This is a genomic window from Lentzea sp. NPDC092896 (assembly GCF_044754905.1).
Lineage (GTDB): Bacteria > Actinomycetota > Actinomycetes > Mycobacteriales > Pseudonocardiaceae > Lentzea.
Genome location: NZ_JBIVPX010000002.1, coordinates 582,132 through 595,046, shown reverse-complemented (window position 1 = coordinate 595,046; position 12,915 = coordinate 582,132). Strand labels below are relative to the sequence as shown.

Annotated in this window: 11 protein-coding genes; 6 read left to right on the top strand and 5 right to left on the bottom strand. The window is 70.1% G+C overall.

Annotated features, from left to right (window positions below; genetic code table 11):
- Positions 1–2 precede the first annotated feature (2 nt).
- Positions 3–2,468 (bottom strand): CHAT domain-containing protein, encoded by a 2,466-nt coding sequence (locus tag ACIQF0_RS13970; RefSeq protein ID WP_401029043.1) that lies wholly within the window; start codon positions 2,466–2,468, stop codon positions 3–5.
- Between the two features lie 94 nt (positions 2,469–2,562).
- Between ACIQF0_RS13970 and ACIQF0_RS13965 the strand changes: the two genes are divergently transcribed.
- Positions 2,563–3,768, top strand: a complete 1,206-nt coding sequence (locus ACIQF0_RS13965) for a S8/S53 family peptidase (RefSeq protein ID WP_401029040.1) — start codon at positions 2,563–2,565, stop codon at positions 3,766–3,768.
- Here ACIQF0_RS13965 and ACIQF0_RS13960 read toward each other — a convergent pair.
- The 4 genes from ACIQF0_RS13960 to ACIQF0_RS13945 form a co-directional block, all read right to left on the bottom strand.
- The gene (locus ACIQF0_RS13960; protein ID WP_401029037.1) at positions 3,687–4,817 is read right to left on the bottom strand and encodes a glycosyltransferase 87 family protein; all 1,131 of its coding nucleotides are present in this window, start codon (positions 4,815–4,817) and stop codon (positions 3,687–3,689) included. The two genes, ACIQF0_RS13965 and ACIQF0_RS13960, sit on opposite strands and share 82 nt — an antisense overlap.
- A gap of 140 nt (positions 4,818–4,957) precedes the next feature.
- The gene (locus ACIQF0_RS13955; RefSeq protein WP_401029034.1) at positions 4,958–5,584 is read right to left on the bottom strand and encodes a response regulator; all 627 of its coding nucleotides are present in this window, start codon (positions 5,582–5,584) and stop codon (positions 4,958–4,960) included.
- The gene (locus ACIQF0_RS13950; RefSeq protein WP_401029031.1) at positions 5,581–6,597 is read right to left on the bottom strand and encodes a sensor histidine kinase; all 1,017 of its coding nucleotides are present in this window, start codon (positions 6,595–6,597) and stop codon (positions 5,581–5,583) included. The genes ACIQF0_RS13955 and ACIQF0_RS13950 overlap by 4 nt, the downstream gene beginning before the upstream one ends.
- 68 nt (positions 6,598–6,665) lie before the next feature.
- Complete coding sequence (locus ACIQF0_RS13945) at positions 6,666–7,892, bottom strand: aspartate aminotransferase family protein (protein ID WP_401029028.1); 1,227 nt, start codon at positions 7,890–7,892, stop codon at positions 6,666–6,668.
- Between the two features lie 78 nt (positions 7,893–7,970).
- Here ACIQF0_RS13945 and ACIQF0_RS13940 point away from each other — a divergent pair, with 78 nt between their 5' ends.
- The 5 genes from ACIQF0_RS13940 (at position 7,971) to ACIQF0_RS13920 (ending at position 12,910) form a co-directional block, all read left to right on the top strand.
- Positions 7,971–8,840: a LysR family transcriptional regulator gene (locus ACIQF0_RS13940; RefSeq protein WP_401029025.1), complete on the top strand. Its 870-nt coding sequence runs from the start codon at positions 7,971–7,973 to the stop codon at positions 8,838–8,840.
- Between the two features lie 2 nt (positions 8,841–8,842).
- Positions 8,843–9,826, top strand: coding sequence for a LacI family DNA-binding transcriptional regulator (locus tag ACIQF0_RS13935; protein ID WP_401029022.1), 984 nt, complete (start codon positions 8,843–8,845; stop codon positions 9,824–9,826).
- Positions 9,827–9,915: 89 nt separating this feature from the next.
- Complete coding sequence (locus tag ACIQF0_RS13930) at positions 9,916–11,199, top strand: extracellular solute-binding protein (RefSeq protein WP_401029019.1); 1,284 nt, start codon at positions 9,916–9,918, stop codon at positions 11,197–11,199.
- Positions 11,196–12,086: a carbohydrate ABC transporter permease gene (locus ACIQF0_RS13925; RefSeq protein ID WP_401029016.1), complete on the top strand. Its 891-nt coding sequence runs from the start codon at positions 11,196–11,198 to the stop codon at positions 12,084–12,086. Before ACIQF0_RS13930 ends, ACIQF0_RS13925 begins: the two co-directional genes overlap by 4 nt.
- Entirely contained in the window at positions 12,083–12,910 is an 828-nt protein-coding gene (locus ACIQF0_RS13920) for a carbohydrate ABC transporter permease (protein WP_360039114.1), read from the top strand. The genes ACIQF0_RS13925 and ACIQF0_RS13920 overlap by 4 nt, the downstream gene beginning before the upstream one ends.
- Positions 12,911–12,915: the final 5 nt, after the last annotated feature.

Below are 12,915 nucleotides of genomic sequence, written 5' to 3'. Positions count from 1 at the left end.
GCTCACGCCCCCACGCACACGAACCCGTTGGGCCGGTCCAGTTCCTCCTGCGCCTCGGCGAGCGCCTGGGCCGGCGAACGGCCCTCGCGCAACCGGCGGTGCACCCCGAGCATCAGGTCCTTGGTCTCGGCGTCCGGCACCGGCACGACCGGGGCGATCAGCTGCGCGGTCCCGCGTTCGAGGAACGTGGCGGCGAGGCCGAGGAGTTCGTTGCCGGACACGACGACCGAGCGGCCGACGTCGCACGCGGCCATGATCACGGTGTCCGGTACCTGTTCCAGGCGCTGGACGTCGTAGACCACGAGTGGGCCGTCGTGCAGGGACAGCGCGGAGAACAGCGGGTTGTCCGGGTTCAGGCGGCCGTGCGCGGCCAGGTGCACGGTGCTGGCCGTGGCCAGCGCTTTCAGGACGTCGTCGACGGTCGCGTTCGACGGACTCGCGACGGCGTGGAGGTCCGCGACGGCCTGCGCTTCCTCCTCGGCGCCGGGGAGTCCTGGGCCACTGGCTACAGCGAACGTGCGCGGGCGAGCAGGCCGGGACGCGGCGCTGCGCCACGACGTCGCCGAGGGTGCGACGACGACCGGTTTTCCGCGGCACGACGGCAAAGTCGACCACGGGACGTTGTGCAGCAGGCCCGTCGGCACGACCACCAGCGGCCTGTCGCAGCGCGGCAGCAGCAGTGAGTCCAATGTGGACGTCGTGGTGCGCAGCAGCTGCAGGACCCCCGGGCTCGGGCGGCGGGCCAGGTGCCGCAACGCGAACGGCACGCGTTCGAGCAGATCGGCGACCTCGCGCACCGGGCCCACGACGCGCAGGTCCAGGCGCCGGTCGGTGAGGGTCAACGCGAGCAGGTCGCCGTCGGCCTCGACGTACTGGACGAGCACCCGGCCGCCGAGATCCAGGTCGGCTGGGCGCACCGGTTCGGACGGGCCGGGGCCGGTCGCGCGGAGCAGGCGGCTGCGGTTCTTGATCCGGCGTTCCAGTTCCACCTGGCGGTGGGCGAGCTTCGTGGCGCGCAACGACTGCAGCAGGGCCGCGAGTTCGGGATCGTCCGGTGGACGGACCGGGCGGTGCAGGAAGCGGCTCGCGCGGCCGCGTTCCGCCCACTCGAAGACGTCGGCGAGGTCGCCGGACCTCAGTGCCACGCGCAGTCCCAGTTCGGCCAGGTCCGCGCGGTGGGTGGCCGAGTGGGCGCGGAGGTCGCCGGCACCGAGGGCCGCGTGGTTCTCGTCGAGGACGCGCAGGCCTCGCCTGGCGGCGGCCGTGGCGCGGTGCGGGGAGGTGCGTTCGTGCAGCAGCGCTTCGGCGTACCAGCCACGCGCCCGCAACGTTGCCGGGCCACGAGCCCGCGCCTGGCTCGCGGTGGTCAGGTGCGCGACCACGCGAGCCGGTTGCCTTCGGCGCCCGGCGACCACGGCGAGGTCTATGTGCGCCTGCACGGCGAGCCTGCCGTGCAGAGCGGTCACCATCGCGTCGGGATCGCTGATCCGGCACGGCTTTCCGGCGCTCAGCGTGGCGCGCAGCACCGTTGCCCGCGCGAAGGCGGCGTGCTGGTCGCGGCCCTGGCGGACGAACTGCGCGAGCGCCGCGCGAGCGTGCCGGCCGGCGGCGGCCCAGTCGCGGCCGAGCAACGCCGCGTCGGCCAGCAGCAACAACGTCTCGGGGACCATGAGCCGCCGTCCCTCTGCACGGAACGCCGCGACCGCTTGCGAAGCGTGCTCCCGCGCTTCGCCGGCCAACCCGACCGACAGCAGCAACTCGGCACGGTCGAACAGAACGGGCGCGAGCCGGCCGCCGTGCCGGCTGATGATCTCCTCGGCCCGGTCGAAGTGCGCGAGCGCGGCCGGGACGTCACCACGGCGGCTCTCCACGAAGCCCAGGTTCTCGGCGATGATCCCGACCACGAGGTCACGGCCGAGGTCGCGCGCCAGCCGTTCGGCCTCCAGCAGGTCCTTCACGGCGTGGGCGAAGTTCAGGCGCTCGGCCTGCACGATGCCCCGGTTGACGAGATTCCGTTGCACGGCCAGCTTCTCGCCGCCCCGGCGCAGTGCGCGGTCGGCCGCCTGGTAGTCGGCGAAGGCGTCGTCGAGCCTGCCGAGGTGGTAGAGGATCACGGCGCGCTGGCTCCGAGCGCGCGCACCCAGCAGAGGAACGGCCAAGTCCACCTCACGCAGCGCGGCCGTGGGTCTTCCCTGCTGCACGAGCGCGAACGCGAGCTTCATCCGGCTCTCGGCCGCCGCCCTGCCCGTCCCCAGCCGCACCGCGCGGCGCAGGTGCGTGACCGCCTCACCGACCTGGCCGGTCTGCCCCAGCGCGTGGCCCCACGCCTGCTCGGCCAGCGCCAGGGCGGGTACGTCGGCGCGGGCGTTCCCCACGACCTGTGCTGCCAGCGGGATCGCCCTGATCGGGTCCACGTCGGCGAGCCGCATCGCTTCGCGCGCCGCGCGCAACACCGATCCCGCCAGCATGATGACCAATGTGCACGGCGAGGACGTACTCCGCCAGGTATCACGGCGAGGCGTTCCGGCATCGGTTCACCGGAGACCCCTATCGGAGGCTGAGATGAACCCCGAACAGGACAACACGACCGCCGTCCTCGACGAGCTCGTCGTCGACACCCACCACCTCGGCGCCGTGCGGCACGTGCTCGGCGAACTGCACGTCGAGGACGCCGTCAAAGACGCCATACCCGAGTTCGACCTGACACTGCTCACCCTGAAACACGGGGACACGCAGGACCCGGTCACCGATCTCGACCCGGTGCTCACCGAGGTGCGCGCACGGATCGCGGGAAGCAGCGGCGGCTGGACACCGGTGATCGGCAAGAACCGGAAGATGGGCAGCGTCTTCGGCGCCTACCCGCAGACCAAGAGCCAGGCGTTCTGGAACCCGATGGCCGCCGACCACGACGGTCCGTGGCTCGAGGGCGACGCGGGCCAGGGCGTGCGCGTCGGCATGGTGGACACCAAGATCTACAAGCACGCGCAGCTCACGGACTCCGTCCTCGCCGCTGAGGACGACTGGTTCACCAAAGATCGGCTGGGAACCAGTTACTTCGAGGAGGGTCACGGTGCCTTCGTCGCCGGGCTGATCCTCAAGAAGGCACCCGGCGCCACGGTCGTCGCGCGCGCCGCGCTGCGTCCCGACGGCAAGGCCGAGGCGTGGGAGGTGGTCAAGAAGCTCGCGACGTTCCTCGCGGACAAACCGGAGGACCGCGTCCACCTGATCGTGATGGCCAACGGCTGCCGCACGCACGACGGCCGGCCGCCGCTGATCCTCGAACGGGCCGTCGAACGGCTCAGCCCGCACATCGCCATCGTCGCGGCGGCCGGCAACCACGGGGGCTTTCTCGGCATGACCTCGTCCACGCTGATCACCCGCAACTCCGCGACGTGGCCCGCCGCGCTGCCCGGCGTCATCGCCGCCGGCGTGCCCGTCTCGTCCGACCCGGACCCGACCACGCACTACAGCCCTGACCTGCCGTGGGTGACGCACATCGTTCAGCCGGAAGAGGGCGACACGTTCACGAGCACCTATCTCGACTCCGCGACGGTGACGATGCTCAAGGGGGACCCCGCCAAAGACCTCACCACGGGGTACGCGACGTGGCGAGGTACGTCCTGCGCCGCCGCGTACCTCGGCGGCCTCATCGCCGCGCGGATGCCCGAGTCCGGCATGGACACCGCTCAGGCGCTGGCCCGCGTGGTCGCCGGTCCCCTGGTCGACGACTTCGTCTGGCCGCGTGACACCGAGGCGGCGCACCAGTAGAGGAACGCGAGACCCAGCCAGACGTAGGTGTTGCCGACGAGGTGCTGCCACCACGTCCACTCCAGTTCACGGTCGCCCGCGGTCGGCAGCAGCCAGTGCGGGCCGACCGCGAACACCGCCACGACCGCGATCCTCACCCAGCCGTGCAGCAACAGCAGTGCGGGCGCGATCCACACCCAGTGGTGTGACCAGGACACCGGCGAGATGAGCAGACCCGCTGCCGCGACGGCGACGAGGGCCGTGAGGTCGTCGCGCAGTCGCGGCAGCAACCAGACGGTCAGGGCGAGCACTGCCAGGACCGCGGCGAACCACGCCGGCTCGGGCGCGCCGAGCCGGAACAGCAGGCCGCGCAACGACTGGTTCGCGCTGTAGGAGAGGCCGCCGACGCGTTCCGGGTCGAACATCGCGTGGAACCAGAACTGCTTCGACTGGCCCGGCGCGAGCACCCAGGCGAGCAGACTGCACGCCGCGAACGTCGCCACGGCGGTCAGCGCGGGCCGCCATCGCCTGCGGGACAGGAAGAGCAGCACGAAGATCGCCGGGGTCAGCTTGATCGCGGCGGCGAGCCCGACGAGCAGACCGCGCGGCCACGGCGTGCGCGGCAGCAGGCAGTCGGCGGCGACCAGGCCGATCAGGATCATGTTCACCTGGCCGAGGTCCAGGCCGCCGCGCAACGGTTCGAGCAGCAGCCCCAGCGCGGCCAGGCCCAAGCCCGTCCGCAGACTCGGCGCCGCCACGACACACGCGGCGGTGAAGAGCGCGATGCCCGCCGCGGTGAACAGCACGGCGTTGAGCGGCAACGGAAAGATGCTGAGGCCGCTGAACAGCAGCGCCGCGAACGGCGGGTAGGTGAACGGAAGACCTTTGGGGGCCTGGAAATCCGCGCTGTAGAGATCCGTACCCGCCTGCCACGCCTCGCCGCCCGCCAGGTAGACCCGCAGGTCCAGCAGACCGGAACCAAAGCTCCGCACGAACACCCACGCGAGCAGCCCGGCGACCACGACGGCCCAGATCCGCCGGCCACGAGCCCACCGCACCTGATCCAGCACAGTTCAGAACCCTTCGTCCGCAACGAAATCCGTTGTGGACGAGCCTGCTGGCGGAGCGGGTGCCTCAGGATCGGCCGCGAAGCCGCGAGATCATGGCCGTCCGGACAGCCACTGACCGGAGACTGGCCATCCGGCCATGGTCAGCTGGCCACCACGTGCGCGCGGAACGCCCACGCGACGATCTCGACGCGGTTGCGCGCACCGACCTTCGTCTGCACGGACGCCAGATACGCCTTGACCGACGACACGGAGACCTTCATCGCGGCGGCGATCTCGTTGTTGCTCAGGCCCTGCGCGACGCGCCGCACGACGTCGAGCTCACGTTCGTTCAGCACGCCCGCGTCGGCGCTCGCGACCGGCGGCACCGACCGTCGCAACACCCGCAGCACGACCTGGGGCGACACGAGCACGTCGCCGCGCGCCGCCGACCTGACCGCCTCGGCCAGCAGCCCGGGGCTCGCGTCCTTGGTGAGGAACCCGCACGCGCCGAGGTCCAGCGCCTTGTTCAGCACCTCGTCGCTGTCGAACGTCGTGACGACCACGACACGGGTGTGCGGCGCGAGCTGGCGCGTCACCTCCAGCCCGTCGAGACCGGGCATCCGCACGTCCACCAGGCACACCCGCGGCTCCAGCTCACGGGCGCGCTGAACGGCGCTGATCCCGTCCGCCACGTCCGCGACCACGGTGATGTCGGGCTGCGCCTCCAGGATCAGCCGGAACCCGGCCCGCACCATGTCCTGGTCCTCGGCGATGAGCACGGAGATCACGCGCGCACCTCGCGCGGCAGTTCGGCGGTGACCAGCCAGCCCTCCCCGGTGGAACCCGCGAAGAACCGCCCGCCGAGCTCCTGCACCCGTTCCCGCATGCCCACCAGCCCGAACCCGCCCGACTGCGCCGGTCTCACCGTTCCATTGTCCACAACGGACAGCAGCACGGCCTCGCCGGTGAGGCGTACCTCCACCTGCACGCTCGTGGCGTCGAAGGCGTGCTTGCGGACGTTGGTCAACGCCTCCTGCACCAGCCGCAGCACCGACCGCCCCAGCTCCGGCCGCACGTCCTCGGCCAGCTCGATGGTCGTGCGCACCGGCAGTCCCGACCGCTCCGCGAGCCGGTGCAGGTCGGCGGTGAGATCGCTGGTCGCAGTCGCGGCGCCGTTGTCCCGCAACGTCCTGACCATCGCGCTCATCGCCCCCAACGCGTCCGTGCCGCCCTCGACGATGCCGGGCAGCATCGCGCACGCCTTGTCCTTGTCCTGCGCCGCCACCACGAGCGCGGCCTGCGCCTGCACCAGCATGCCCGTGACGTGGTGCGCCACCACGTCGTGCAACTCACGCGCCATGTCCAGGCGTTCGTCGCGCCGCGCCTGGTCCTCGGCCGCCGCCGTGAGCGCCGCCCGCGATCGTTCCCGCATCCGCAACAGGAGCCCGGCGGCGACGGTGACGATCATCAGCATCAGCATCAGCTGAACGGCGTCCGCGCGGGAGAACGAGATGTGGGGACGGTAGAACGCGGCGTGTTCGAGGACGAGCGCGAGCGCCACGATCGACGGTATGGCCACGAGCAGGCGTGTCCGCCACGCGTGCACGAACACGAGGACCAGTACGACCGCCGTCTCGACGATCGTGTACGACGGGTCGTCGAACCGCGTCTCGCCGACGCCGGGGCCGCTGACCAGGAGCAGTGCCCGGTCGAAACCGATGATCCGGCCGGTGACCGCGACCACGGCGGCGCACACGACGACGGTGGCGATGATCATCGGCCGGCTGCGTTGTTCCCCCACGCCCGCGATCGTACGAGCAGGGCCTGTCACCTGCCTCGACCTTCCAGCCGAGGCAGGTGGCCAAGTGGTCAGGCCGAGCCGATGGCCTCGTCCAGGATGCCCAGGCCCATCGCCAGCTCCTCCTCCGACGCCGTCAGCGCGGGCGCGATCCGGAACACCCCGCCCATCCCCGGGATCTGCACGATGTTCATGTGCAGCCCCAGATCCAGGCACTTCTGCGTGATCGGCGCTGAAAGCGACTCGTCCGCGATCTCCAGCCCGACCAGCAGCCCACGCCCGCGCACGTCCGACACGAGCGAGTGGCGCGAGGCGATGTCGTCGAGCCCGTTGCGCAGGAACGCCCCGAGCTTGGCCGCCCTTTCGTCCAGCCGTTCCTCGATCAGCACGTCCAGCACGGTGTTGCCGACAGCGGCCACCAGCGGGTCCGAGACGTGCGTGGTGAAGAACAGGTAGTCGCGGGCGTGCGCCTCGGCCTCGATCTCCGCCGAGGTGATCACGGCGGCCAGCGGCAGCCCGGCGCCCAGGGTCTTCGACAACGTCAGGATGTCCGGCACCACGCCGTCGCGCTCGAACGCGTACCAGTTGCCGGTGCGGCACAGGCCGGTCTGCGCCTCGTCCATGATCAGCAGCATCCCGCGCTCACGGCACTTCGCGGACAACGCGGCGAAGTAGCCCGGCGGCGGTTCGAGGATCCCGCCCGAGCTCAGGATCGGCTCGACGATGCACGCCGCCAGCGAGCCCACGGACTGGGCATCGATCAGGTCGAACGCCAGGTCGAGCTGCGCCTGCCAGTCGCCGGACGGCGCCGGGATCGCGAAGTTGCCGGGCGTGGCGGGGCCGTAGCCCTTGCGGCCCGCGCTGTAGGTCGCGGCGGCCGCGGCGGCGGTCATGCCGTGCCAGGAGCGCGCGAACGCCACCACCTCGTGCTTGCCGGTGACGAGCTTGGCCATGCGCAGCGCGGCCTCGTTCGACTCGGCGCCGGTGGTCAGCAACTGCACCTTGGACAACGACTCCGGCAGCGTGTCGGAGAGCCTGCGGGCCAGGTCGACCACCGGGCGGCTGAGCATGCCGCTGAACAGGTGGTCGAGGTTCGCGATCTGCCGCTGCACGGTCTCGACGATGCGCGGATGTGAGTGGCCGAGGATCGCGCTCATCTGCCCGGACGTGAAGTCCAGGATCCGGCGGCCGTCCTCGGTGAACAGGAAACTCCCCGACGCGCTGTCGATGATCTCGCGCGTGAACGTGCCGCCGTAGCGGACGAGGTGGCGGTCGACGTCGTCCCAGAAGGTGTCCATGGGAGAAAACGCTACGAGCGGGTGAGCATCAGGTCCATCTCACAATTCCACGCTCGCTGTTCGGAAATACTGCACAACATGACGCTGAACCCGTGGCGCCTGCGCCTGCTCAGCCAACTCGACGCGCTGGGCACCGTGCGGGCCGTGGCGCAGGCCGCGAACCTGAGCGCTTCGAGCGTGTCGCAGCAGCTCGCGGTGCTCGAGAGCGAGACGCGCACCCAGCTGATCGAACGGACCGGGCGGCGCGTCCGGCTCACCTCGGCCGGGCACATCCTGGCGAGGCGGGCACGGTCGATCCTCGACCAGATGGACGCCGTCGAGGCCGAGCTCAGAGGCCTCAGCCAGGAGCCGTCCGGTCTCATCAGGCTGGGCGCGTTCCAGAGTTCGATCCACACCCTGGCCGTGCCCGCGATCCAACGACTCGACCACCCGCACCTCGACGTCGAGATCGTGGAACTGGAACCGCACGCGAGCATGCCCGCGCTGCTCGCCGGCGAGGTGGACGTGATCATCACGACCACCGACTTCGTCGAGCTGCCCGTGCCGCGGGACATCGACGTGGTGCCGCTCGGCGAGGACCCGATCGTGCTGGTCACGCCACCGAACCACCCCGCGGCGGACATCTCGGCGTGCAAGGACGAGCCGTGGGCGTTCGACATCCCCGGCTCGTACATGGCGAAGCTCGCGACGCGGCTGTGCCGGCAGGCGGGGTTCGAGCCGAGGGTGGTCGGGCGGTTCAGCAACTACATGCTCACGCTCAAGCACGTCGAGGCGGGGCTGGCGGTCGCGGTGCTGCCCGCGCTGGCCGTCGACCGGCGGTTCGACGTGGTCACCAGGGAGCTCCCGGTGACGCGGAGGATCACCGCTGCGGTCCGCCGCGACTCGCGCGCCGCGATCACCGTGGTGCTCGACGCCCTGCATACTCGGTCGCAGTCGGACGAGAGGTGATCATGAGCAAGCGCGTCACGATCAACGACGTCGCGCGGGTCGCCGGGGTCTCGCGCCAGACGGTGTCGCGGGCGCTCAACGACAAGGGCGAGATCGACGCCGGCACCAAGCAACGCGTTCTCGACGCGGCGCGGGAGCTGGGCTATCGGCCGAGCCGGTTCGCCCGTGGCCTGGTGCGGCAGGACAGCACGACGATCGGCCTGGTCATCCCCGACCTGCTCAACCCGTTCTTCACCGAGGTCGCGGCCGGGGCGCTGGAGGCCGCACGCGCCCGCGGCTGGCACGTGATCGTCTACGACACGGCCGACAGCATCACCGAGGAACGCGGCACGCTCGAAGTCGTCGTGGCGCAGGTGGACGCCGTGGTCGGCTACTTCAGCCTGGACGAAGCCGAACTCGACCGGCACCTCGGCGGCATGCCCGCGGTGCTGATCGGCCGTGACCACCGCTCGCCGCGCTTCAGCTCGATCCGCATCGACGGCGAGAAGGGCGTGCACGAGGCCGTCGACCACCTCGTCGCCGCAGGTCACCGCAGGATCGGCATGCTCGACCACGCGGGCCGCGCCGAACCGAGCCTGCGCCGTGACTGGTTCACCGACGCGATGGACGAGCATGGGCTGCACGCTCCCGTGGTCGGCAACGCCGTGCAGTCGGCCGACGGTGGCGCCGAGGCGTTGAACGAACTGCTCGGGCAGCATCCCGACCTCACCGCGGTGTTCACCTACAACGACATCATCGCCATGGGCGCGCTCAAGGCGGCCCGCAGGCTCGGCAAGGCGGTGCCCGGCGACCTCGCGGTGATCGGGTTCGACGGGCTGCAGCTCGGCACCGTCGTCGATCCGGCCCTCACGAGCGTCGCTCTCGACACCCGCCGGATCGGCGCGCTCGCGATAGCGCAGGCCGGGCGGCTGGTCGCGGGCGAACCCTCGCTGCCCGATGAAGAACTGCTGGTCAGCGCCGTTCTGTTAGTGCGCGAATCTGCCTGACCCTTGACAGGGTCACCCGTTCAGCTCATCATTCGCGGCAATCCGTGAACGCTCACGGGAGCGTTCACGGGCTCTCCGGAGGGTCCCCGATGACGTTGACTCGACGCAGGTTCCTGACCGGCGCGGCCGCACTCGGCGCCACCGCACTGGGCGCGACCGCCTGCACCAGCCCGACCACGGCCAACCCGGGCAAGATCACGCTCTGGTACTCCACGAACGGCCTGTCGGAGAAGGTGCTCGGCGAGGCCGTGCGGCGATTCCCCGCCCAGAACCTCACGCCGTCCAAGGTGAGCGGCGAACTGAACCGGCGGCTGCTCGCCGCGCTGTCCGGCGAGGCCTACCTGCCGGACATCACGATGCTCGGCGACGGCATCTCCACCTACTTCTCCGCCACGGACCGGTTCGCCGACCTCAACGCGCTCGGCGCGAAGCAGGACGAGGCGCGCTACCTGCCGTGGAAGTGGCAGGCGGGCCGCAGCCCCGACGGGTTCCAGCTCGGTTTCCCGATCGACACCGGCCCGGCCGCGCTCTACTACCGGCACGACCTGTTCGCCGAGGCCGGCCTGCCGAGCGAACCGGACGCGGTGGCCGCCGCACTGTCCTCTTGGGACGACTACTTCGACTTCGCGAAGCGGGTCAAGGAGAAGCTGCCCGGCCGGTACCTGATCACCGACACGAAGATGGTGTTCACGTACTCGCTCGCGCAGGAGAAGCAGAAGTACCTCGACCGGCAGAACCGCTACCTCGAGGACCAGTCGCAGGTGCGGCGGGCCTGGGACCGCGCGGTCAAGGCGTTCCAGCTGGGACTCACGGCGGGTTACGCGGGTTCGGCCACCGGTGAGGGCGTCGACCGGCGCGCGGCCTGGACCAACGGCAAGGAGGTCGCGTTCGTCAACGCCTCCTGGATCACCGGCAACCTCAAGCAGTCCGCGCCGAGCACGTCCGGCCAGTGGCACGTGTGCCAGGCGCCCGGCGGTCCCGGCAACCAGGGCGGGTCGTTCCTCGCGATCACGAGGTACTGCCCCGATCCGCAAGGCGCCTACGAGGTCGTGAAGTGGCTGATGTCGCCGGAGAACCAGGCGACGACCTACCTGGAACTCGGCCTGTTCCCGTCCAGTCCGGCCGTCTACTCCGACCCGAAAGTCCTGGCGGCGGAGGAGTTCTTCGGCGGGCAGGCCACGATCCAGGTGTTCGGCGAGATCGCGGAGAAGGTGCAGCCCGTCTACTTCTCGCCGTGGGACATCACGATCTCCGACACCTACACCGACGAGCTGACCAACGTCGAGAGCGCCGGCAAAGACCCGGAACAGGCCTGGCAGGACGCCCGGACCGCGGTCGAACGGCTGCTGCGCCGGCAGGGGGTGCTCGCGTGAACCGCAAGTGGAAGTACCTTCCGCAGTACCTGGCCATCGCGCCGTTCTTCGTGCTGTTCGCGATCTTCGGCGTCTACCCGGTGGTGTACTCGCTGTGGCTGTCGTTGCAGCGCTGGAACGGCGTCAGCGAGATGAAGTTCGTCGGGCTGGAGAACTTCGCGTTCCTCCTCACCGACACCGCGTTCTGGGACGCGATCGGCAACACCCTGATCATCTGGGTGATGTCGACGATCCCGATGCTGGTGCTGTCGATGCTCGTCGCCTTGGGGCTCAACTCCTCGGTGCGCCACAAGGGTTTTCTGCGGGTGGCGTACTTCCTGCCCAACGTCACGTCGATCGTGGCGATGTCGCTGGTGTTCGGCTCGTTCTTCTCCAGCGAGTTCGGTGTCCTGAACTGGTTCCTGGGTCTGATCGGCGTGGATCCGGTGCAGTGGCTCACCGATCCCTGGGCGATCAGGACCGCCATCTCGGTGATGATCATCTGGCGCTGGACGGGCTACAACGCGATCATCCTGCTGGCGGGCCTGCAGGCACTCCCCCAGGACGTCTACGAGGCCGCGAAGCTCGACGGCGCCGGCCCGGTGCAGACGTTCTTCCGCGTCACGCTTCCGTTGCTGCGCCCGGTGATCCTCTTCTCGGTCGTGATGTCGGCGATCGGCGGCCTGCAGATCTTCACCGAGTCGCAGATCCTGCTCGGCGACCGCGGCGGGCCCGAGGGCGCGGGCATGACGATGGTCCTCTACTTCTACAACACCGCGTTCGCGGACAACGACTTCGGCTACGGCGCCGCCATCGCGTGGGGCATCTTCGTGGTCGTGGTGCTGTTCTCGATCCTCAACTGGCGGCTCGTGCAGCGCCCGGCCCGTGTGAACGGAGGCGACAAGTGAACCGGACGAAACCCGGCACCCTCCTCACCTACGGCGCGTTGGTGGTCGGTGCGCTGATCACGCTGTTCCCCTACTACCAGCTCGCGGTGATGGCCTCGAACACCACCGCGGACATCTACTCGTCGCCGCCGAAGTTCTGGTTCGGAGGGCATCTCGCCGAGAACATCGGCGAGGTGTTCGCGAAGGTCGACTTCTTCGGGTCGGTGCTGAACACCCTGGTCGTGGCGATCGCGATCACGGTGCTGGTGCTGTTCTTCGACTCGCTGGCGGCCTTCACGTTCGCCAAGTACGACTTCCCCGGCAGCAACGTCCTCTTCGGAATCCTGCTGGCGACGTTCGTGGTGCCGACGCAGCTCTCGGCGATCCCGCAGTTCGACCTGATGGCGAAGTTCGGGCTCGTCGGCAGCCTGAACGCGCTGATCATCCCGGCGGCGGCCAACGCGTTCGGCATCTTCTGGATGCGCCAGTACGCCCGCGGTGCCATCGCGGACGAGTTGCTGGAGGCCGCGCGGGTCGACGGCGCGGGCTTCTTCCGCACCTACCTGTCGGTCGGCCTGCCGGTGCTGCGGCCCGCGCTGGCGTTCCTCGGGATCTTCACGTTCGTCAACGCGTGGAACGACTACCTGTGGCCGCTGGTCGTGCTGATCGACTCGAACCACGTGACGCTCCAGGTGGCGCTGGCGCAGCTCAACGGCCTGTACCTGCAGGACTACGCCGTCGTGATGGCCGGGACGCTGGTGGCGATCGTGCCGCTGGTGATCGTGTTCCTGATCGGCGCACGCCACTTCATCCGCAACATCGCCGCCGGCGCAGTGAAGGGCTGAAACAC